The sequence below is a fragment of the Paenibacillus farraposensis genome (genome assembly GCF_020736845.1).
Taxonomy (GTDB): Bacteria; Bacillota; Bacilli; order Paenibacillales; family Paenibacillaceae; genus Paenibacillus; species Paenibacillus farraposensis.
Genome location: NZ_JAFFQR010000011.1, coordinates 53,285 through 73,483, shown reverse-complemented (window position 1 = coordinate 73,483; position 20,199 = coordinate 53,285). Strand labels below are relative to the sequence as shown.

18 protein-coding genes and 2 pseudogenes are annotated in these 20,199 nt (G+C 49.9%); 19 read left to right on the top strand and 1 reads right to left on the bottom strand.

Translation table 11 applies throughout. The features are described 5' to 3' along the window. Positions 1–142 precede the first annotated feature (142 nt). The 18 genes and pseudogenes from JO375_RS02535 (at position 143) to JO375_RS02450 (ending at position 18,211) form a co-directional block, all read left to right on the top strand. Complete coding sequence (locus JO375_RS02535; protein ID WP_229522994.1) at positions 143–1,084, top strand: D-alanyl-D-alanine carboxypeptidase family protein; 942 nt, start codon at positions 143–145, stop codon at positions 1,082–1,084. A 234-nt stretch (positions 1,085–1,318) separates the two neighbouring features. Beyond that, a pseudogene (locus JO375_RS24690) lies at positions 1,319–1,963 on the top strand (LCP family glycopolymer transferase). A gap of 45 nt (positions 1,964–2,008) precedes the next feature. Further along, complete coding sequence (locus JO375_RS02520) at positions 2,009–2,437, top strand: CBS domain-containing protein (protein WP_229522991.1); 429 nt, start codon at positions 2,009–2,011, stop codon at positions 2,435–2,437. A 182-nt stretch (positions 2,438–2,619) separates the two neighbouring features. Further along, on the top strand, positions 2,620–2,922 hold the full coding sequence (locus JO375_RS02515) for a MazG-like family protein (RefSeq protein ID WP_229523030.1): 303 nt from the start codon (positions 2,620–2,622) through the stop codon (positions 2,920–2,922). A 2-nt stretch (positions 2,923–2,924) separates the two neighbouring features. Beyond that, complete coding sequence (locus JO375_RS02510; RefSeq protein ID WP_322098688.1) at positions 2,925–3,845, top strand: DUF2232 domain-containing protein; 921 nt, start codon at positions 2,925–2,927, stop codon at positions 3,843–3,845. 11 nt (positions 3,846–3,856) lie between these two features. Then, entirely contained in the window at positions 3,857–5,845 is a 1,989-nt protein-coding gene (locus JO375_RS02505) for a DHH family phosphoesterase (protein ID WP_229522990.1), read from the top strand. Beyond that, on the top strand, positions 5,842–6,285 hold the full coding sequence (rplI, locus tag JO375_RS02500) for a 50S ribosomal protein L9 (protein ID WP_229522989.1): 444 nt from the start codon (positions 5,842–5,844) through the stop codon (positions 6,283–6,285). The genes JO375_RS02505 and rplI overlap by 4 nt, the downstream gene beginning before the upstream one ends. A 2-nt stretch (positions 6,286–6,287) precedes the next feature. After that, a complete protein-coding gene (dnaB, locus tag JO375_RS02495) occupies positions 6,288–7,646 on the top strand; it encodes a replicative DNA helicase (protein WP_229522988.1) in 1,359 nt (452 codons plus the stop codon). A 378-nt stretch (positions 7,647–8,024) separates the two neighbouring features. Further along, positions 8,025–9,311 carry an adenylosuccinate synthase gene (locus tag JO375_RS02490; RefSeq protein WP_229522987.1) on the top strand — a complete coding sequence of 429 codons (1,287 nt, stop codon included), beginning with the start codon at positions 8,025–8,027 and terminating at the stop codon, positions 9,309–9,311. Positions 9,312–9,485: 174 nt separating this feature from the next. Continuing rightward, positions 9,486–9,566 (top strand): annotated as a pseudogene (locus JO375_RS24940) (hypothetical protein); the annotation flags it as partial. Positions 9,567–9,603: 37 nt separating this feature from the next. Further along, a complete protein-coding gene (locus tag JO375_RS02485) occupies positions 9,604–9,882 on the top strand; it encodes a GntR family transcriptional regulator (RefSeq protein ID WP_229522986.1) in 279 nt (92 codons plus the stop codon). Positions 9,883–10,029: 147 nt separating this feature from the next. Then, on the top strand, positions 10,030–10,632 hold the full coding sequence (locus JO375_RS02480; RefSeq protein ID WP_229522985.1) for a hypothetical protein: 603 nt from the start codon (positions 10,030–10,032) through the stop codon (positions 10,630–10,632). Positions 10,633–10,954: 322 nt separating this feature from the next. Continuing rightward, complete coding sequence (locus JO375_RS02475) at positions 10,955–12,478, top strand: M23 family metallopeptidase (RefSeq protein ID WP_229522984.1); 1,524 nt, start codon at positions 10,955–10,957, stop codon at positions 12,476–12,478. A 236-nt stretch (positions 12,479–12,714) separates the two neighbouring features. Next, positions 12,715–13,449, top strand: coding sequence for a response regulator YycF (gene yycF / locus JO375_RS02470; RefSeq protein ID WP_229523028.1), 735 nt, complete (start codon positions 12,715–12,717; stop codon positions 13,447–13,449). Further along, positions 13,446–15,275 carry a cell wall metabolism sensor histidine kinase WalK gene (walK, locus tag JO375_RS02465; RefSeq protein WP_229522983.1) on the top strand — a complete coding sequence of 610 codons (1,830 nt, stop codon included), beginning with the start codon at positions 13,446–13,448 and terminating at the stop codon, positions 15,273–15,275. Before yycF ends, walK begins: the two co-directional genes overlap by 4 nt. Further along, positions 15,272–16,591: a YycH family regulatory protein gene (locus JO375_RS02460; RefSeq protein ID WP_229522982.1), complete on the top strand. Its 1,320-nt coding sequence runs from the start codon at positions 15,272–15,274 to the stop codon at positions 16,589–16,591. The genes walK and JO375_RS02460 overlap by 4 nt, the downstream gene beginning before the upstream one ends. Before the next feature lie 39 nt (positions 16,592–16,630). Then, positions 16,631–17,395, top strand: coding sequence for a two-component system regulatory protein YycI (gene yycI / locus JO375_RS02455; protein ID WP_229522981.1), 765 nt, complete (start codon positions 16,631–16,633; stop codon positions 17,393–17,395). Positions 17,396–17,401: 6 nt separating this feature from the next. Next, positions 17,402–18,211 (top strand): MBL fold metallo-hydrolase, encoded by an 810-nt coding sequence (locus JO375_RS02450; RefSeq protein ID WP_229522980.1) that lies wholly within the window; start codon positions 17,402–17,404, stop codon positions 18,209–18,211. On the opposite strand, the gene JO375_RS02445 is transcribed toward JO375_RS02450, so the two are convergent. After that, positions 18,180–18,386: a hypothetical protein gene (locus JO375_RS02445; protein ID WP_025723164.1), complete on the bottom strand. Its 207-nt coding sequence runs from the start codon at positions 18,384–18,386 to the stop codon at positions 18,180–18,182. The two genes, JO375_RS02450 and JO375_RS02445, sit on opposite strands and share 32 nt — an antisense overlap. 499 nt (positions 18,387–18,885) lie before the next feature. On the opposite strand from JO375_RS02445, the gene JO375_RS02440 reads away from it, so the two are divergent. Then, a complete protein-coding gene (locus JO375_RS02440; RefSeq protein WP_229522979.1) occupies positions 18,886–20,121 on the top strand; it encodes a S1C family serine protease in 1,236 nt (411 codons plus the stop codon). The last annotated feature ends 78 nt before the right edge of the window (positions 20,122–20,199 follow it).

Sequence of the window (20,199 nt, the reverse complement as noted above, 5' to 3'; positions counted from 1 at the left end):
AGCAAAATATCCGCTATCCTGAAAGCAGATGAGGCGGATATTTTGCTGTGAATAAAAAAAGGTGAAAAAATTGTATCTTTTTTTCGAAAAATTGCAGACAAAATAGATTTTTCATCGTCTAATAAGTATGGGGGTTATGACGATGATGAAAAAAAACTGGTTACGCTGGGCTATAGTTATCCCGGTACTTATCATAATAATTTTTATTACACTTGGACCTCGCCTGTTGGTTGGGAAGCCGGAGGTGGATGCAGAGGCCGCTGTCCTGATGGACATGCATACTGGTGAATTGCTGATGGATGTAAATGGCGACACGCCCATGCCTTCCGCAAATATGTCTAAGCTCATGACCGAGCTGTTGGTGCTGGAAGATATCCGGACTGGAAAGCTGGGCTGGAATGATGAGGTGCGAATTAGCCGTTACGCGAGTACGGTAGGGGGTATAAATCTGTCCCTGCGGTATGGCGAAAGGATGACGGTATCCGAGCTGTTCCAAAGTATGGTTGTATATTCAGCGAATGACGCCGCGGTGGCACTGGCAGAGCGTTCAGCAGGCAGTGAGGCGACTTTTGTGAAGCGTATGAATGAGAAAGCTGCCCAAATTGGACTGTCTCCCGACAGCCGCTTCAGCAATGCATCAGGGGCAGGGCAGGATGAATTGGGACCAAATCATCCCGAGGATATTCGTGGAGAAACGAAAATGACCGCAAGTGATACGGCAAAGCTGGCTTCTTACCTGATTGCGTCACATCCGGAGATTTTAAAAACGTCCAGCCGTACGCAAATGGAGTTGAAGGATAAAGGGCTTTACATTAGTAATACGAACTGGATGCTGCCCTCCCTGGACGGACCCTACTCTTATGCGGGAACAGATGGCCTGAAAGCAGGCTATACAAGCGATGCCGGATATTGCTTCACGGGTACCGCTGAGCAGCATGGCAGACGGTTAATTGCTGTGGTCCTCGGTGCGGCCAGCAAGGAAGAGCGATTCAAGCAGACGCGGAAGTTGTTCGATTATGGTTTTTCGCTGTTTACATCTTTCCCGGTCCGGCTGCAAAATTTGGTGAAGCTGTCGCTGTATTAAACGAGGAGTGAAACTGAAAGCTACATAGGAACTGGATGGATATCAAATGAGGCTTTGCCCCTAAGGGCGAAGCCTTTTTTGGCATGAGTTTTGAGGGCGTCTGCGCGATGGCACTTTTGACAACAAGGCAGCAGACCTTTTATGCTTTGGGGGAGATGGTTTTCTCTTTATAAGGGATTCATTCGGTTTAAAGAAGAGATGCGATTTATGAAGGAAAGAAGGAAGGAACTTATTATGGAGAGAAGACATAGAAGGAGGGTTAGCGGGAAGTCTCTAAAGAAAAAACAGTTTACCGCCCTATATATTTCATGTATTGTCTTGTTGCTGATTGCTGCGGGAGGCTATCTGTTCCGCAAACCGTTGACGCTTGTGGCTTTTGACTTGTTTGTATCTCCGACGCTGGAAAAAAAAGCTGGAGAAGTCCTATCAGCCGCGCCAGTCTGGAAAGCAGGAACAGCAAGAAACGACGGTTAACCATAAGGAGCCGTTCTCGGTGCTGCTAGGGGATACAGGATGCCGTGAATGCAGTAGGTGGGGTTGCGCTTCCGATCGACAAGCCGATTGAGAATAAAAACCCGATGCATATTCAGTTTCGCATTGAGGCGGGCAAGCCGCTTTATAATGGTGAAGAAGCCATGTATTATGTTAGATATCGGGAAGATAGCGACTTTAATCGTACCAAGCGGCAGCAGATTTTTCTGAACGCTATGGCGGATAAGCTGTTGAATCTGGGCGGGATTTCCAAAATTCCGGAGTGTGTATTATGACCGTGCTGATGAACAGGAACTGGAATATGCCAGACTCATCATTGCGAATTGGCTGGATTCCCGTACAACCCCGCAGACGCTAAGACTTCCTGACAAGCAGGACATTCAGTAACTAATTCATGGATTTACATTTGAGTTTGAGGGAGGATTCGTTCTCATGAATATTGCTTTTTTCTTGCTTCCCAAACAAGAGGTCGCTTGTGTAACGGCGGATGCTACTTTACGGCAAACGTTGGAACGAATGGAATATCACCGATTTACGGCCGTTCCCATTTTAGATAAGGAAGGCAGATATATTGGTACGGTTACAGAAGGTGATCTGCTGTGGCATATGAAAGATTCCGAGGGGAAGATTACCTTTGAAAACGCTTCTAAGTTCATGCTCAAGGATGTTCCCCTGCGGGTTAAGATAAAGCCGGTGTCTATTGATGCGAATATGGAGGATTTAATTAATTTGGCTAAAATGCAGAACTTTGTGCCCGTTGTTGATGATATGGAACGCTTTATTGGTATCGTCCGCCGCAGCCAGATTATTGAGTATTGTGAAAAATTTGTGTCCAAAGAATCATTTAATACTTCATCTTAGAATTAGCGCATAGCTGCGCTGGCTCGCAGCGGCATACTTCGAATACAATGATCTGCAGGAGTAGAATTTGAAACAGCAGAACTGCTTTGAAAATAACGATTTGCCCTATGGGGTTATTTTCAAAATAGGATATGCTATAATGGAGAATAAAGCTTTTTCAGAGGGGTGTGACTCTTCATCATATGCCTAAAGATATGGACGTTGTGAAAAGGGCCAAAGTGATTGAATGGCTCAAAACAGAGGTTTTAGACCAAGTTTCCCGTCTGTTCAAAGCGATGTGGGAAGGCAGTACAGCCCGTATTGGTGATTGTCTGGCGAGCTTAATGATGAGCAGTTATATTTTAGGGAGACGTCTTGGTGTGTCTTACCGTGAATTGGATGATCTGCTCATCGACAAGCTAAGAAGACACAGAAAAGAAGGACACCAACTGGAGGATTGGTATCAGGATATTTCTGCACTGGAAGAACATATGCGTAAGAGGTGAAAATGTTGAAATTCCGCTTGGCAACTGTAGCATGGAGCGTAATATATTTGCTTCTGCTGCTGACTTTATTAACACCGCTGAAAATGATTACTGTATTTTTCCTGATTGTGCCTGGCGCTGTATTGTTTTCATCGCTGCATTTCAAAGGATTTCTGATACACGTCATACCGGTGCTGCTGATTATAGCGTTTTTGGATGTGTATTCGTTGCTCCTTGCGATTTACTTTCTGATCCCTTCCGTATTGATGGGATGGATATATAAAAAAGGAGGACCTGCTTTTCAGGCCTTAATGACCGGAATGGGCGTTATTCTAGCCGAGCTGCTGGTAGTACTGCTCGTCGCTACGTATTCATTTGGGTTCGATCTTTCGCAGTACCTTCGTGATCAGGCTGCAATGACAGCAAATATTGTACAGCAGATTTTTAGTGCCAATCCGATGTTCTCCGGTGCCCTTTGGACCGCAGAGGATACCCAGAAGCTTGGTACAATGCTTATTGGTAAGGTTCCATATGTGCTGATCGTAACCTCCTTCTTACTGGCAGTGCTTACACACGCATTGGTACGTCCGGCCTTAAGCAGCCTTGATATGCCGGTACACAAAATGAAGCCTGCCCGAGAGTGGAGGCTGCCGCGCGCGCTGATCTGGTATTATCTGCTGGCTATTGTGATTGAATGGATAGCAAATTCCTCCGATGGCAGCTGGATTCAAATGGTTTCCATCAGCATGCTGCCGCTGATTCATGCATGTTTTACCATTCAGACGATTGGTTTTGTTTACTTCTGGACGCATAGCCGTCAAATGAGTTCAGTGATTGCACTGCTGCTGTCGCTCGTCGTCCTGATTGTCCAACCGCTCTACATTATAGGTATTATTGATTTGGCCTTTCCGCTGCGTGAAGCTATTACAAGATCAAAGAAATAAGGTGAACAGTCATGCCTAAATTTCTACAAAAACGCTGGCACGGCTACCAGACGGTGTGGGCGTTTTTACTGCTGCTGGTGCTTGTCATATGTATTTCCATGTACAATTGGGAACTGGGTGTGATAGGGCTGCTGCTGTCATTCTTGCTTGGCGGGCTGATGCTGAAGACGGAACTGGAGTTTCGCCGGGAACTGAACCACTATATCAGCGGCCTTTCTTTTCGGATCAAGCGGGTAGAAGGGGAGGCCATCAGCACCCTGCCGTTCGGTATCATTTTATATAGTGAAAATCGAACGGTGGAATGGCACAATCGGTTTGCCGGAGAAATGTTCGAGGACCAGTCTCTGATAGGCGAGCCTCTGCAGGACCTGTTTCCTCAGCTGGCAGGAGCTTTAAGCGCCAAAAAGGAAACAAAAGAGCTGACTCGCGAGCTGAAGGTAGAGCTGCAGCATGACGAGCGCTACTATCAGTTTCTGATCGTGCTGGATGAGCGTCTGATATACCTGTATGAAGTAACGGAGCTGGCGGTGCTGCGCAAGCAGTATGAGAACGAGCGGCTGGCGCTCGGTATTGTCATGCTCGACAATATGGATGAAGCTGCTCAGGGCATGGATGACCAGCAGCGTACTGCGCTTATCGCGAAGGTGACGAGCGAGATCACCTCCTGGGCGAATCATTACAATCTTTATTTGCGCCGATTGTCATCCGAGCGCTATCTCATTATGCTGAATCATAAAGCGCTCCAGGAGCTGGAGCAAAGCCGATTCGTCATTCTGGATACGGTGCGGGAAATGACGGCGAATTTGAAAGTGCCCATGACATTGAGCATTGGCTTATCCTTCGGTGCAGAGAGCATTAAGGAACTGGGTGAGCTGGCCCAATCCAGTCTGGATATGGCGCTCGGGCGCGGGGGCGATCAGGCGGCCGTAAAGGCCGGACAGCGCCTGTCCTTTTACGGGGGCAAGTCCAATGCTGTCGAGAAGCGTACAAGGGTGCGGGCTCGAGTCATTGCCCACGCGCTGCGCGATCTGATTCAGGAGAGCGACCGCGTGCTGATCATGGGACACAAAATACCGGATATGGATGCATTGGGGGCGGCCATCGGCGTGTGGAAGGCTGCAGCGCTGTACAATGTAGAAGCGCATATCGTGCTGGATAGATCCAATCCGTCTATTGACCGGATGATGGAGCAGGTCCATAAGGACGAGAACCTGTCGCAGGCGCTGCTGACGCCGGAGCAGGCGCTCCAGATCATGACCGAGCACAGCCTGCTGGTCGTGGTGGATACGCACAAGGCATCGATGACGATTGAGCCGCGGCTTGTGCAGACGGCGAGCCGGGTGGTCGTTGTAGACCACCACCGTCGGGGCGAGGAGTTCATTAACGATGCGGTCCTGATCTATTTGGAGCCATATGCATCGTCCGCCTGTGAGCTGGTGACCGAGCTGCTGCAATATATCCATGAAAAGGTCCAGCTGACGCCGCTGGAGGCGACATCGCTGCTGGCCGGGATTACGGTGGATACCAAGCATTTTTCCCTGCATACAGGCTCACGGACGTTTGAGGCAGCCGGCTTTTTGCGGCGCAGCGGGGCAGATACAGTTCTTATCCAGCGCATGTTAAAAGAGGACCTGGATGAATATATTGCTAAGGCGGAAATTATCAAGCATGCTAAAATGATATACGGGCATATTGCGCTTGCGGTGACCGAGCCTGGACAGAAAATACCGCAGCTTCTGATTGCCCAAGTTGCAGATTCATTAATGAATATGACGGATGTACTGGCCTCCTTTGTGGTCAGTGAACGTCCTGACGGCCTGGTGGGGATCAGCGCCCGTTCACTCGGGCGCATGAATGTACAGGTCGTCATGGAACGGCTAGGCGGCGGCGGACATCTGACGAATGCGGCGGTCCAGCTGGATTGCTCGCTGGAGGAAGCGAGCCGCAGAGTGGTCGACGTACTGGCCGAAATTGATGGGGAAGAGGGGTTATTTGAATGAAAGTAATATTCATTAAAGATATGAAGGGCCAAGGCAAGAAAGGGCAAGTAAAAGAAGTATCGGACGGTTATGCAGCGAATTTCCTGCTGCCGCGTGGTATTGCACGTCCGGCCACAGAAGGAAATATGAAGACGCTGGAGAACCAAAACGCTGCTGAGGAAAAGCGCAAGCAAGAAGAGAAAAAAGAGGCCGAAGTACTTGGCAAAAAGCTGGAAGAGACAACGATTCAGCTCAAAGCGAAAGCTGGAGAAGGCGGAAGACTGTTCGGCGCGATTACTAGCAAGCAAATCGCAGAAGCTGTTGCCAAGACCGGAATCAAGCTGGATAAACGCAAAATCGAGCTGGAAGAACCGATTCGTACGCTCGGCGTGACGCAAATGATCGTTAAGCTTCATCCTGAGGTCAAAGCTACGCTGAAGGTACAGGTGACTGAAGAATAATTATGGGCGGCGAATTTTTTGATCGGATTCCTCCGCAAAATCTGGAGGCTGAACAGGCGGTTCTCGGGTCTATTTTGCTACAGTCCGAAGCACTGATTACCGCGATGGAGCGGGTGCAGACCGAGGATTTTTACGATAAGGCTCATCAGATGATTTACGAAGCGATGATTGAGCTGGGTGAATCCGGGCAGCCGATTGACTTGGTGACGCTGACCTCGAAAATTCAAGACAAGGGACAGTTGGAGGATATCGGCGGTGTCAGTTATCTGGCTAAGCTGGCTCACGGAGTGCCAACAGCGGCTAACGTGGATTACTATGCCCAGATTATTGAAGAAAAAGCGATGCTTCGCCGCTTGATTCGTACGGCTACGCAAATTGTAAGTGAAGGCTACAGCAACGGCGAGGATGTCGCTGGCATGCTGAGCGATGCCGAGCGCAAGATTATGGAAATATCCAACGGGCGCTCCGGCAGCGGCTTTATCGCTATTCGCGATGTCGTGATGGAAGTATTCGACCGCGTCGAAATGCTGCATCAGAACAGGGGGAATACGACCGGGATTCCATCCGGATTTGTGGACCTGGACAAGATGACAGCGGGTTTCCAGCGCAATGACTTGATCATTGTGGCGGCCCGTCCATCCGTAGGTAAAACGGCGTTCGCCCTGAATATTGCGCAGAACGTTGCTGTGCGGGCGAAAGAGACGGTAGCCATCTTTAGTCTGGAGATGTCGGCGGCTCAGCTTGTACAGCGTATGATCTGCGCCGAGGCCAATCTGGACGCGAACGTTATGCGGACGGGCGAGTTTAAAGGCGACGACGATTGGGCGAAGCTGACGATGGGGATTGCAGCCTTGTCAGAGGCGGAAATCTATATCGATGATACGCCCGGGGTCACGGTCGCCGATATCCGTGCCAAGTGCCGCCGCCTCAAGGCGGAAAAGGGACTGGGCATGATTGTAATCGACTACTTGCAGCTTATTCACGGCCGCGGTAAAGCAGGCGAGAACCGGCAGCAGGAGGTATCGGAGATTTCACGGACATTAAAGCAAATTGCCCGTGAGCTTGAGGTGCCTGTTATTGCCCTTTCCCAGCTGAGCCGGGGTGTGGAGCAGCGCCAGGACAAGCGGCCGATGATGAGTGACTTGCGGGAATCGGGTTCCATCGAGCAGGATGCTGATATCGTCGCGTTTCTGTATCGGGACGATTACTATAATCAGGAAACGGAAAAGAAAAATATTATTGAGATTATCATTGCCAAGCAACGTAACGGCCCGGTCGGCACGGTAGAGCTGGTGTTTCTCAAAAACTATAATAAATTCGCCAATTACGAGCGTGCCTATTCGGATGCGTTCGCTGGCTAACGTGTTCATATATTCGAAAAAGGCTCTTTCGGCGCGTGTCCCATCATGCCGAAGGAGTTTTTTTGGGTAGGTTGTTTACATTTTTTATATAAGGATTGAAACTCCCAATTACGAACAATACTATTTTTATGTGATATATTGTTCGTTTTTTATTTGACTTTGAAAAATGGTACTGGTACACTTATAGTGCTGCTTCAAGCGCAGTGTGGAGATCATTACGCCCGGGATTTTCCGAACTTAGGGAATTCTGCGCCGGACGTTTTTTCCTGCTGTCCGAGAACGCTCCATATCTGCCTGCTTCGATAACTGAAGTCAGGTATGCGTAGTGTGTCAGCTTAAAATCAGAGTGTCTGTGGGCACTTCACGGAGGAATGAAACATGTCAACTGTAGTCGTTGTGGGAACACAATGGGGAGACGAGGGCAAAGGTAAAATCACGGACTATTTGGCAGAAAGCGCTGAAGTGGTGGCCCGTTACCAAGGCGGAAACAATGCTGGTCATACGATTCTCATTGACGGTAAAAAGTATAAGCTGAGCCTGATTCCATCCGGCATTTTTTATGAAGATAAGAAGTGTGTTATTGGCAACGGCATGGTAGTGAATCCGGCCGCTCTTATTGAAGAAATTAATTATATTCATGATAATGGCTTTTCCACGAAAAATCTGGTCATCAGCGACCGTGCACATGTGATTATGCCTTACCATATGACGCTGGACGTGCTGGAAGAAGACCGCAAAGGTCCTAACAAAATCGGTACGACGCGTAAAGGAATTGGCCCTGCTTACATGGATAAAGCTGCACGCAGCGGTATCCGTATTGCGGATTTGATGGATGCGGAGGAATTCGAAACAAAGCTGCGCCATTTAACCAAGGAAAAAAATCAAGTAATCCAGCAGGTATACGGCGGCGAGCCGCTGGATGTAGAGGAAATATTGAAACAGTATCTGGAGTATGCTGAAGTGATTCGCCCATATGTAGTGGATACGTCGGTTGTATTGAATGATGCCATTGACGCTGACCGCAAAGTACTGTTTGAGGGCGCGCAAGGCGTGATGCTCGATATCGACCAAGGTACGTACCCGTTTGTTACGTCCTCCAACCCATCGGCTGGCGGCGTATGTATCGGCTCCGGTGTGGGCCCGTCCAAAATTAAACAAGTGATCGGTGTGGCTAAATCGTACACCACTCGTGTAGGGGACGGACCATTCCCGACTGAGCTGAACGATGAGATCGGTGATTTCATCCGTGAAACAGGCCATGAGTACGGCACAGTTACAGGCCGTCCTCGCCGTGTAGGCTGGTTTGACAGCGTTGTTGTGCGCCATGCTCGCCGTGTCAGCGGACTTACGGGTCTGTCGCTGAACTCGCTGGACGTATTGACCGGTCTGAAAACGGTCAAAATCTGCACAGGCTACAAATACCGCGGCGAAGTGATTACGCATTATCCGGCAAGCCTGAAAATGCTGGCAGAGTGCGAAGCGGTATACGAAGAAATGCCGGGCTGGAGCGAAGACATTACTGGCGTGAAGACACTGGAGGAACTGCCTGAGGCAACCCGTAATTATGTACAACGCGTATCCGAACTGACAGGCATCCCAATTGCCATCTTTTCTGTTGGCCGTAACCGCGACCAAACAAACCAGGTGCTTCCGATTTATTTGTAAGACAGAACGGATGGGGATTGGTTAAGGCGATTACCTCGTTCCATGTTTGTAATTGTTCATATATGTTTAAGGAGAGAAGGGCTATTAACCGCCCCTCTCTTTTTTTTGTGTGAGTGTTAAACCCGCTATTTCCCCCCAAGTGATGATTGCTTTTACCAATCCGATTTATATCGCTTGAATTCAGGTCATTATGATAGAAAGGCTGAGCTTTCCCAATCATTCCGGGTCTCGCGTACGACGCTGCGAGGGGCCATCCGCCAATTGGAATCGGAAGGAAAGCTGCTGGTGAAGCATGGGAGTCCGCACGTTTGCCACTTGTCCGCTTCCCAGCATTCCCAGCTCACTGGATCGCTTGTACAGCATCGGCGATATGATCCGTTCCGCAGGGCTGCGGGAAGACGAGCAACTCAAATCCATCCAGAGGGTTTCGGCGTGTCCGCTCCAGCAACCACAGGCTACCGTATTGCTGCTTAAGCAGCTTCATTACGATGAGCTGAATCGACAGGTGCTGTATTCACTGGATTATGTCCGCAATGACATTTTCCGTTTCTGGGTACGCCGTACCCGCTGATCCATTATTCGATCACATCTACTATTCAAGCGTGCTAGTTTTACATATTCCAAGGGTTAAAACTCGTCATATCTCGTCAATACTGATTGATATGCACTTCATGATGATGTACACATGGCAAGCTGCGTATGAAGGAGGTAACGGGATATGAGGCTGCTTGGATGGCTGCTCAAAAAAGGAATGACAGTGCTGCTGGTCAGCGCTCTAACGCTGGCTGTGACAGGTGTGGTTGTGAATGCCTATGTTCAAGCACTGCTGCGGCAATTTAATATTCAGCTCGATCATCAGCCGATATGGGGATTGGGCTGGCTGAACGGGAACACAGGCACAGGAAAAAGCGCGGATACAGGGAAAAACTTAAACACTGGTAAAAGCAAGGCCACAGGCGGAAGTTCAGAAAGTGTAACCCCGCCGGAGGACGCTCTGCCCGTCATGGGACAGGGATTGGACGAGGGGGGAGGCCGCACGGGAACCGCCACTCCTGAAACAGGTCAGTCGACCAGTATTGAAGGCCATGACTTGGTTGTTACGCCTGATCTTTTAAAGGAGAAGAAAAACAATTTGCCTGCGGCGCAGAAACAGGAGATTTTTACCATTCTGATGAACAAGCTGCCGCCGAAGGAAATGCAAAAAATATCAGCCGCCATGGAAGGCGGCCTGACCGAGCAGGAGCTTCAGGATATTCAGCAGGTGCTAGCAAAGTATTTGACCAAAGAGGAATATAATAAGCTGATGAATATGCTTAAATGAGGAATTTGCAAAATCCTGAAATAAAAATGATGATATAGGCAATGCTTATGCTCAACATAACACTAAGGAATCCGCGCCAGGCGCGGATTTTTTTTGCGTGACCGGAAGAAATTGGAGCGCAGTTGAATTCTTTGTAAAAGCTATGTTAAAGTAAACTGTGTTGCGAAAAGGTTAAAATTTTGAAACCTTTTACGCAACTACGTACTGACTTATAGCGACTAATTTCATAGATAGATTTGCAAAATGACTACTTTTATGGTGGAAAAGAACAATAACAGATGCATTTTATATAGAGAGAGGATATGCCGAAAAGGAGAGGAACATGGAGGTTTCTAAGGGAAAGCATTCATCAGATCACAGCAATGAGGTTTCGAGCGTTGAAAACAATGCTGCTGGCCAAGCAGGGAAAATGGCAACATGGTGGAACAGACGGAAAAAATGGTTGAGTTGGACGGCAGGCGGTGCAGTGATTGCAGGCAGTCTTATTTTTGCTGGCAATCAGTATGTTGGAGCTAACACGGTTCCTTATTATAAAGTGTATGTAAAAGGCGCCGAGGTGGGCAATATCTTGAATGAGCAGCAGCTACAGCAGCTGTATGCTACCAAGACCAAGCAGTACCGGGACAAGTATCCCGGCGTGGACATGGTGCTCAATACGAGCGCGGTAACGACAAGCATGGATAAGGCGTATAAAGCTGACATCGATAGTGCAACCACGCTGAAAAAGCTGGACGGCATGCTGACAGCATACGCCAAAGGGGTCGAAGTGAAGGTCAACGGACAGACCGTTGGCATTGTCAAGGATAAAGCGACGGCACAGGCAGCCTTGAAGCAAGTACAGAAGAAATATATACCTGCAGGTGAGAGCTCGGCTGCAGGGGTTAAGGGACTGGGTCGGAAGACATCAGTGGGCAGTAGCCATGCTGGTGCCAGCACCAAAACCCCTAAAGTATGGCTGGAGTCTGCCCGGGTCCGTGAGAAAATCTCGTATGAGCCTGTAAAGGCAGACCCGAACAAAGTGCTGACGGAGGCGGAAGTGGTTAAGGTACTGACCGAGGGACGCGAGGAGCCTGTAACCTACACGGTGCAGGAGGGTGATTCGTTATCATCCATTGCTACTAAATTCGATATGACTGCTTGGGAAATTAAGCAAAACAATCCCGGTGTGCGCGAGCTGTATCTACAAATTGGGGATGAGTTGAAGCTTACTGCACCAAAGGCTCCGGTCACGGTGCGAACGGTGGAGAAGGTCGTCGAGCAGATTGCTATTGAGCCTGAGGTGGAGATTCGCCAGAGCGATGAATTAAAGGCAGGGGTGACGAAAGTCGTTAGACCAGGACAAGCAGGTCTTAAAGAGATGGACTATCGTTTGACCAAGGAGAACGGTGAGGTTGTGCAAGAGGAATGGCTCGGTCAGAAAGTGCTGCAATCGTCTGTTACCGAGGTCGTTCTGAGAGGCACGAAGGTCATGGGAGAAGGCTCGGGCCAATTTGCTTGGCCGACTGCGGGTGCAGTCATGACGAGCAGCTTCGGAGGACGCTGGGGACGTATGCATGAAGGTGTTGATCTGGTCGGCAATCATACGATTCGGGCCTCGGATGATGGTGTAGTCACATTTGCAGGCCAACAGAGTGGATACGGTAATGTCATTATCATTGACCATCGCAACGGCTACCAAACCGTATACGGGCATTTGAGCAGCATTGGTGTTCATGTAGGACAGGTCGTTCAACAGGGTGAAGCGATTGGCATCATGGGAAGCACCGGACGTTCAACAGGCACACATGTTCACTTTGAGATTCGCAAAAATAATACCGCACAAAATCCAATGACGTATTTAAGATAGGTTTATCGTTTATATCAAGATGTACATGAGTCATGAGCATCAAGAGGAAAGACCATGTTTTTCTGCATGCTGAACAGCAGGTGCAGGCATGGTTTTTTTTGCATAAAGAAAAGGGTCTGAAGAAGTAATGGAATGGCGTGCGGGTATGATAGAATAGAATCAGCATTTGATGGACACTGACAAACGAAAGTTCGATATTATAGAGATGATGATCCGTGAGAAGAGGTGAACGCTGTATGCAGGGAACGATTCTGGTCGTGGACGATGAACAGCCGATCGCTGATATTTTGAAGTTTAATTTGGAAAAAGAGGGCTATCATGTCATTTGCGCGTTCGATGGAATCAGCGCGGTGGATATTGCGGTGAAACAGCAGCCTGACCTGATTTTGCTGGACTTGATGCTGCCGGGCATGGATGGTATGGACGTATGTCGCGAGGTGCGCGGGCATCAGCTCCAGACACCGATTATCATGCTGACGGCCAAGGATGGCGAAATTGATAAGGTGCTGGGGCTGGAACTGGGTGCGGATGATTATGTGACAAAGCCATTCAGTACACGGGAATTGCTGGCACGCGTCAAGGCACAGATGCGGAGACAGCAGCGCGGCGGCGGAACAAGCACGCCGGAAATCCGTCCGCAGGAGGACAAGCAAGGGCTGCGTGTGGGTGACCTCTTTTTTGATACGGATATGTATACAGCTTACAAAAACGGGACGCCGCTTGATCTGACGCACCGGGAGTATGAGCTTCTGCACTATATGGCGAAGAATGCCGGCAAAGTCATGACCCGTGAGCATTTGCTTCAGGCGGTGTGGGGATTCGAATACTACGGGGATGTGCGGACAGTCGATGTGACGATTCGGCGGCTGCGCGAGAAGATCGAGGAAAATCCGAGCAAGCCGGAGACGATTCTGACACGCCGTGGACTCGGATATATTGTTAGCGGGGGCAAAGGCGGCCTGCGGGCATGAAATGGCTGTCTTTCTTTCGTACGATTCATGCCAAGCTGATTATTATTTATGTGCTGCTCATTTTGGTAGCGATGCAGCTGATCGGGGTTTATTTTGTCAGCTCCATGAAAAATTCGCTGACGAGCAACTTCACCCAGGATTTGCAGGCACGGGCGGAAATGTTGTCGGTGCTGGCCGAGCAGGATCTGAGCGGCAGTGACGGTAAAATGGAGGAAGACAGCGTGGAAAGTCTGCGCGCGCGGGTGAACAATCTGTTCGATTTCAGCGGCGCGGAAATTCAGGTGCTGGATGCCAGCGGCAAGGTGCTGATCACCTCCCAAGGCTCGCACGCTGATTATGTCGGACGTAAAAATACGCAGACCGTCGTCAGCCGCGCACTCCAAGGGATTCGTGATAACGAAGAGTACATGGTGGACGAGGATAACGTCCGCAAAAAGGTCGTCGCCAAGCCTGTCATCAGCCAGGGCAAAATTGTCGGAGCGGTGTACATCGCCGCTTCGATGACCGAGCTGTACGATACGATGCAACGTATTAACAATGTGTTTCTCTCCGGCATGCTGATTGCGCTGGCGTTGACGGCTGTGCTGGGCGTGGTGCTGGCGCATACTATTACGCACCCGATCAAGGTGATGACACGCCATGCGACAGAGGTCGCAGAGGGAAAATTTGACCAGCAGATGCCGGTGTTTGGCGAGGATGAGATTGGCAGGCTCAGCGTGGCCTTTAACTATATGACAGGCCGCTTGCGCGAGGCGCTGTCCCAAAATGAAGAGGAGAAGGAGAAGCTCTCCTCCATCTTGACCAATATGAGCGACGGTGTGGTCGCTACAGATGATCATGGCCGGGTCATTCTCGTGAACCGCCGGGCCAGTGCTATGCTGGGCGTGAACGAAAACGAAATGACCGGCAGGCATATCGCGGTCCTGCTGGGGATTGACCCCGAGGAAACCGAGGCCTTGTACAACGGCCCTTCGGCCTCCACACTGCTGCAGCTTGAGCCAGCAGGCCAGGATGAGCCTATCGTGATCCGCGTGACGTTTACGCCGATTCATCGGCGGGAATTTGGCAATACGGGAACGATTGCCGTGCTCCAGGATGTGACGGAGCAGGAGGAGATGGAGACGACTCGACGGGAGTTCGTAGCGAATGTATCACATGAGCTGCGTACTCCATTGACGACGATTCGCAGCTATGCCGAAGCGCTGGATGACGGCGCGATGAGTGAGCCGCAGCTGGCGGAGCGCTTTGTGGGTGTCATTCGCAACGAGACGGAGCGTATGATTCGGCTGGTCACGGATTTGCTGCATCTGTCGCGGCTTGATTCCAATGAAGCACCACTGCGAATGCAGCCTGCGGATGTAATGGAGATGCTGGACGAAGTCGCGGATCGGTTTTCTTTTCAAATGAAGCAAAAGCACATACGCTCAGGAATGTTCGTAGAGCAAGGGATCGGCAAGGTCGTGATCGACCGGGATCAGATCGATCAGGTGCTGGACAACCTGATGTCCAATGCGTTGAAATATACGCCGGAGGGCGGAAGCATTCGCATTGAAGCCCGCCGCAACAGCGAGGGGCTGCTGTCCATTTCGGTACAGGATACCGGAATTGGTATTCCGAAAAAAGACCTCGACCGGATTTTTGAGCGGTTTTATCGTGTAGACAAGGCAAGATCGCGTAATATGGGCGGCACGGGGCTAGGACTGTCGATTGCCCGGGAAATTGTAAAGGCGCATGGGGGCCAGATTTTTCTGGAATCGGAATACGGTCAAGGAACCTGCACGACCTTTACGCTGCCGATGTCAGGCGAAGGGAGGGAAGCACCGTGAAGGAACGTTTGAAGTCGTGGACGCTTAGTTTGCTGGTGGCTTCCAGTCTGGTACAGACCTATTTTTTGATCTACCGCCTTCCGGGCAGTGATTCTGTACTCACTTCAGAAACGAACTATGTAAAAACCGAAAGCATGGGACAGGAGAAAAAAATTGAAAATCTCGTATTTCCCGACAAAATGCTCATTCACCAAGGGGGCAAAAAACATACCGTTTTTTATCCGGGTGTGGCTTTTTACGATCTGATTTATACACGGCTGGAGAGCCGGAGCTTTAACAATTTTCGACGTCGGAGCATCCAGTCAGCGGACTGGGCGAAGATTCGCAATGATAATGAGGGGATCGAATTATCCTTCTCAGGCGGCGTTCCCGTTTCATTGCTGGAGCGGGTCATGCGTCTTACACCGGATTCGGTGTTTCAGGGAGAGACGATTAACCGGATCTGGATCTACATTGATGAAAAAAATGCGAAGCCGCATGCGCTCTTCTTCAGTACCAGAGGCGATGTCGTGTATGAAGCGAATCAGTTCGATATGACGGTGGAAGATATAAGGCAGCATATGAACTTTGGCAAAAATGCGCCGTTGTACGAGCTGGTGAACGATCAGTACTATATTCCTGTAGATGATCTGGAAACGGTGCAGCCCCTCGTGTATGCCGGGTTGTTTACTGCAGAGCAAATGCAGCGCAATTTGTTTTTTGATCCAGGCATTACGCGCAATATTCAGGAGAAGGACGGCTCTCAAATTTATACCGACAGCAAGCGCAGCCTGCAAATCAAGCAAGAGCAGCGGTGGATGAGCTATACCGATCCCAGCGCCCCGGGCGCGAGCGGAAGCAATCCGGTTAGAGATGTGCTGGCTGCTGTTGATTTTGTGAATCAGCACGGCGGTTGGGATGCTTCTTATCAGATGAACATGAGAAGCAGTGATGAAAATCGAACGAATGTACTGTTCCAGCAGTATTACGGAGCATATCCGGTACTCGATACACCATCATTCCGTTTTGGCACGATTTCGCTGCAAATCCAGCAGGAAACCGTCTCTGTCTATGATCGCTCACTGTTGTATCTCAAGGGTGGAGAGCGGTCCTCGAAAAAGGTTATGCTTCCGGGTGGCAATACTTTGAAGAAGCAATTAGAGGCGGTCGGCCAAGGGAAGACCATCAGGGATGTAACTCCAGTATATAAGCCGGAGCTGACCAACGACGGGTTGAAGCTTGTTCCCGAGTGGCGCGTTACGTTCGGTGACGGTTCTACCACAGAAATACATGCTGTTCCGGTAACGGCAGCATCCGGTACACCACAAACGAAGTGATCTCAGGAGACAAAGAGTTGACAGGAAGGGGGAGCGGGAATGGATTGGAGCCGCGCCAAAAACGTACTGATCTGTACATTTTTGCTGCTTAATGCAGTGCTGGGTTACCAATTGTGGCATGATGCACAGGAAACGGTAGGGCCGAATCTGGATTTTACTTCATTGGATGAAAATACGCAGCGTTTAATGGAAGAAAAGAGCATTCAGGTGCTGGCTCCGATTCCCGGGGATACCCCGCAGCTGCCCAAGCTTTCTTACACGTATGTGCATAGCGGGGAAAAGGATGATCGTGTGCAGCTGGTGAAGCCGGTAGACAGCAAGCTTGTATTCACCCATGATGCGCTGGTTGAGGCATTGCAGCCGCAAATCAAGGATATCGACAACTACCAGTATGATCCGCTGGATGTTCAGGAGGAGCCGCCAGCCGAGCAGGCTGATGCCTTTGTGCTGCATCCGCTGGTACAGGACAAATGGCCGCTGTTTAATGTGAAGCTGGCTCTCTATTACAGCAATCAGAAGATTACGGGGTATCGCAAAATTCAGGTGGTACTTCAGCCCTCGGACGAGGCGAAGAAAATGCTGCCTGCGTCCAAGGCGCTGGCACGCTTGATCGACGGCTATTTGCCGCGTGATTCGATTGTGAAAGATATCCGGCTCGGTTATTACGGACAGACCTTTAACTCGGATAGCCAGGTGGCCGCCCCCGTGTGGCGGTTTATGCTGGATAACGGAAAAGGCGTGTATTATGTGCAGATGAACGGAGATGTCATCAGTCCAAAGACAGAACATACAGAAGGGTCTTGAACAGATATGGGGATTTCATTTACCGTGCTGTCGAGCGGTTCGACCGGCAACGCTACCGTTGTGCGGAACGAAGACACGACATTGCTCATCGACGCAGGTCTGAGTGCGAAGCGTATTGATGAATTGCTGAAAGAACGCGATCTGAGCGGAGAGGATCTGAATGGTATTTTGGTCACGCATGAGCATTCAGATCATATTAAAGGACTAGGCGCCATGGCGCGCAAATATAATTTACCTGTGTATGCCAATGAGAAGACGTGGTTTGCCATCAGCAATGCTGTCGGACAAATTGCGGACGACAATCGCAGAATATTGGAGACAGGTGCCACGCGGGAATTTGATTCACTGCGCGTGGAGTCTTTTGGCATATCCCATGATGCGGCAGAGCCCGTAGGCTATAGCTTTTACGATGGGGCGGAGAAGCTCAGTGTAGCGACCGATCTCGGCTATGTCAGTGACAAGGTGAAACAGGCGATATCAGACGCGGACGTATTGGTGCTGGAGGCTAATCATGATGTGGAGATGCTGCGTATGGGGCGTTATCCATGGAACATCAAGCGCCGTATTCTCAGTGATATCGGCCACTTGTCCAATGAGATGGCGGGTGCGATCCTTAGTGAGCTGCTGTCGACAGGACGAACAAAGCGGACATATTTGGCACATTTGAGCCGTGACCATAATATGATGGACCTCGCGAAGATGACGGTGCGCGGGGCGATGGAGGACCGCGGCTGCTTTTACAAGGACAATGAGTTCCGCTTGTGCGATACGTACTATGATCGTCCTACACCTTGGGATAAGGTAAGTGAGCCATAAAGCTGTCCAGTTCGGCGGCTTTGCGTTCTACCTCTTCACGTGTCACGACGCCTTTGTCCACCAGCAGTTCAATCAATGTACTTAGCGCCAATGTGTTGCGGTAATGCTCGTCTTTTAAATCCGCAAGCTTGGCAGCCATGCGAACTTCATCCATAGCTGAACGATGTGAATTCATCCTATATTCCTCCTGTAAAAATATTTTAAAAAAGGCGTGCCATAAGCTTGGTTCTGCCTGTGGTTTTGCTGGGCGCTGTGATACAATAAAGCTGATAACAGAAAGCTTTCTGAAAGAAGGTTCTTTAAAAGTATAGGCTGCTTTAAGCGGACGGGAACAGGCCAGAACGTCTCTATGAGACGATCATTTTCTAATAGAATAGAAGACTTGTTACTATTGTAGTCCATTGGTTTGGAAATCATTCCTCTTTTTTCCTCTATTCGGAGTCAGATTCGGCGTGTATGCTAATTTATGAGATCCGGTTGCTTAGATGGACGCTATTTATGGTAATCAATAAGCAGGCTGGAAAGATGGTTGCCGGATTCCGATGATGGGCGATATTCCATCCATTTGGATGTTCAACAGGGCAGGTTCTCTGTAGCATAGGTTGGCGCAAGCCCGAATAGCCCTAATTTTTTAGTAAGTGTCGATGCATGACAACGAAGGGGAGAGGATTAGCATGGGCTTGTTTGAAGATGATTTTTATTCAACGAAGGTATCTACACGTGCGGCCAAAAGAACGGTATTCAAGGCACGCCGTGGAGGACGAGGGCGTTGGCCGCACAAAAATCGCAGAGTAAGTCCAATGCAAGCTGCTGCCATTAGTGGCGTGGTCAGCGCAGTGGTTGCTGTGCTGCTGTTCAGCTTTATTACCGGTCTGCCTTCCACTACAGCGGTAACCGGAGCCAGTCATTATTCTTTGCGGCAAGCAGCAGGTGATCCGTATGACCGGATTGTGCAGGCGGCAGCCAAGGTGCGTCCGGCCGTCGTCAGCATCGTAAACCTGAAAGGGGGAAACGGCACCAGCACAGAGCCATCGGCGCTTGGATCGGGTGTTATTTTCCGCGTGAGTTCCGGCAAAGCCTTCATTATGACCAACAACCATGTCATCGAAGGCTCGGATGATCTGGATATTGTCATGGTGGATGGTGTCCGCAAAGAAGCAAAGCTGGTTGGAAAGGATCGCATCAGCGACATTGCCGTGCTGGCAGTTGACGATGCAGGCATCAGCACGGTAGCCGATATCGGAGATTCCAGCAAGCTTCGTCTGGGCGAGACTGTGATTGCCATTGGCAATCCGCTCGGTTTGGGTGACACGCTTACCTCTGGTATTGTGAGCTATACGAATCGGATCATTCCTATCTCCATTAATCAGGATGGGGTTTATGACTGGGAACAGCATGTCATCCAGACCGATGCGGCGATTAATGAAGGCAATAGCGGCGGCGCGCTGGTCGATCTGGACGGCCGTGTGATTGGTATCAATACGATGAAGATCGCTGATACCGGTGTTGAAGGACTCGGGTTCGCCATTCCGGCCAATGAAGTGATGAAGACAGTGGATGAGCTGGTGGAGGACGGCAAGATCGCCCGCCCTTATCTGGGGGTCTACACAGTTGACCTCAACAATGAGTATGCACCGCTGGATGAAACACAGCGCAAGGAGCTTAAACTGCCTGATAGCGTGAAGGACGGGGCCGTTGTACTGGAAGCCCACGGTCCTGCAAAAGAGGCCGGCTTGAAGCTGAACGATGTCATCACCGCCTTTGATGGTGAACCGGTCAACTCCACGCTTGATCTGCGCCGCTACTTGTATGACAGCAAGAAGATCGGCGATGAGCTGAAGGTTATCTTTTACCGGGCAGGCAAGGAAAAAACGGTGACGTTGAAATTAACGGATAAGCCGGAAAACTGAGGTTTAACCAGGGGTTGAATTTATAAAAAAGGCGTTCACCGGCTTATTGTCCGGGAACGCCTTTTTGGTTTGTGGGCT

What these genes read in the sequence shown, in the direction of transcription:
- JO375_RS02485 (WP_229522986.1), top strand. Translation starts at nt 9,604, where the DNA reads ATGGGAGTCCGCACGTTTGCCACTTGTCCGCTTCCCAGCATTCCCAGC.
- JO375_RS02535 (WP_229522994.1), top strand. Translation starts at nt 143, where the DNA reads ATGATGAAAAAAAACTGGTTACGCTGGGCTATAGTTATCCCGGTACTT.
- JO375_RS02475 (WP_229522984.1), top strand. Translation starts at nt 10,955, where the DNA reads ATGGAGGTTTCTAAGGGAAAGCATTCATCAGATCACAGCAATGAGGTT.
- JO375_RS02450 (WP_229522980.1), top strand. Translation starts at nt 17,402, where the DNA reads ATGGGGATTTCATTTACCGTGCTGTCGAGCGGTTCGACCGGCAACGCT.
- yycI (WP_229522981.1), top strand. Translation starts at nt 16,631, where the DNA reads ATGGATTGGAGCCGCGCCAAAAACGTACTGATCTGTACATTTTTGCTG.
- rplI (WP_229522989.1), top strand. Translation starts at nt 5,842, where the DNA reads ATGAAAGTAATATTCATTAAAGATATGAAGGGCCAAGGCAAGAAAGGG.
- JO375_RS02490 (WP_229522987.1), top strand. Translation starts at nt 8,025, where the DNA reads ATGTCAACTGTAGTCGTTGTGGGAACACAATGGGGAGACGAGGGCAAA.
- JO375_RS02520 (WP_229522991.1), top strand. Translation starts at nt 2,009, where the DNA reads ATGAATATTGCTTTTTTCTTGCTTCCCAAACAAGAGGTCGCTTGTGTA.
- JO375_RS02505 (WP_229522990.1), top strand. Translation starts at nt 3,857, where the DNA reads ATGCCTAAATTTCTACAAAAACGCTGGCACGGCTACCAGACGGTGTGG.
- JO375_RS02445 (WP_025723164.1), bottom strand. Translation starts at nt 18,386, where the DNA reads ATGAATTCACATCGTTCAGCTATGGATGAAGTTCGCATGGCTGCCAAG.
- JO375_RS02480 (WP_229522985.1), top strand. Translation starts at nt 10,030, where the DNA reads ATGAGGCTGCTTGGATGGCTGCTCAAAAAAGGAATGACAGTGCTGCTG.
- JO375_RS02515 (WP_229523030.1), top strand. Translation starts at nt 2,620, where the DNA reads ATGCCTAAAGATATGGACGTTGTGAAAAGGGCCAAAGTGATTGAATGG.
- dnaB (WP_229522988.1), top strand. Translation starts at nt 6,288, where the DNA reads ATGGGCGGCGAATTTTTTGATCGGATTCCTCCGCAAAATCTGGAGGCT.
- JO375_RS02510 (WP_322098688.1), top strand. Translation starts at nt 2,925, where the DNA reads ATGTTGAAATTCCGCTTGGCAACTGTAGCATGGAGCGTAATATATTTG.
- walK (WP_229522983.1), top strand. Translation starts at nt 13,446, where the DNA reads ATGAAATGGCTGTCTTTCTTTCGTACGATTCATGCCAAGCTGATTATT.
- yycF (WP_229523028.1), top strand. Translation starts at nt 12,715, where the DNA reads ATGCAGGGAACGATTCTGGTCGTGGACGATGAACAGCCGATCGCTGAT.
- JO375_RS02440 (WP_229522979.1), top strand. Translation starts at nt 18,886, where the DNA reads ATGGGCTTGTTTGAAGATGATTTTTATTCAACGAAGGTATCTACACGT.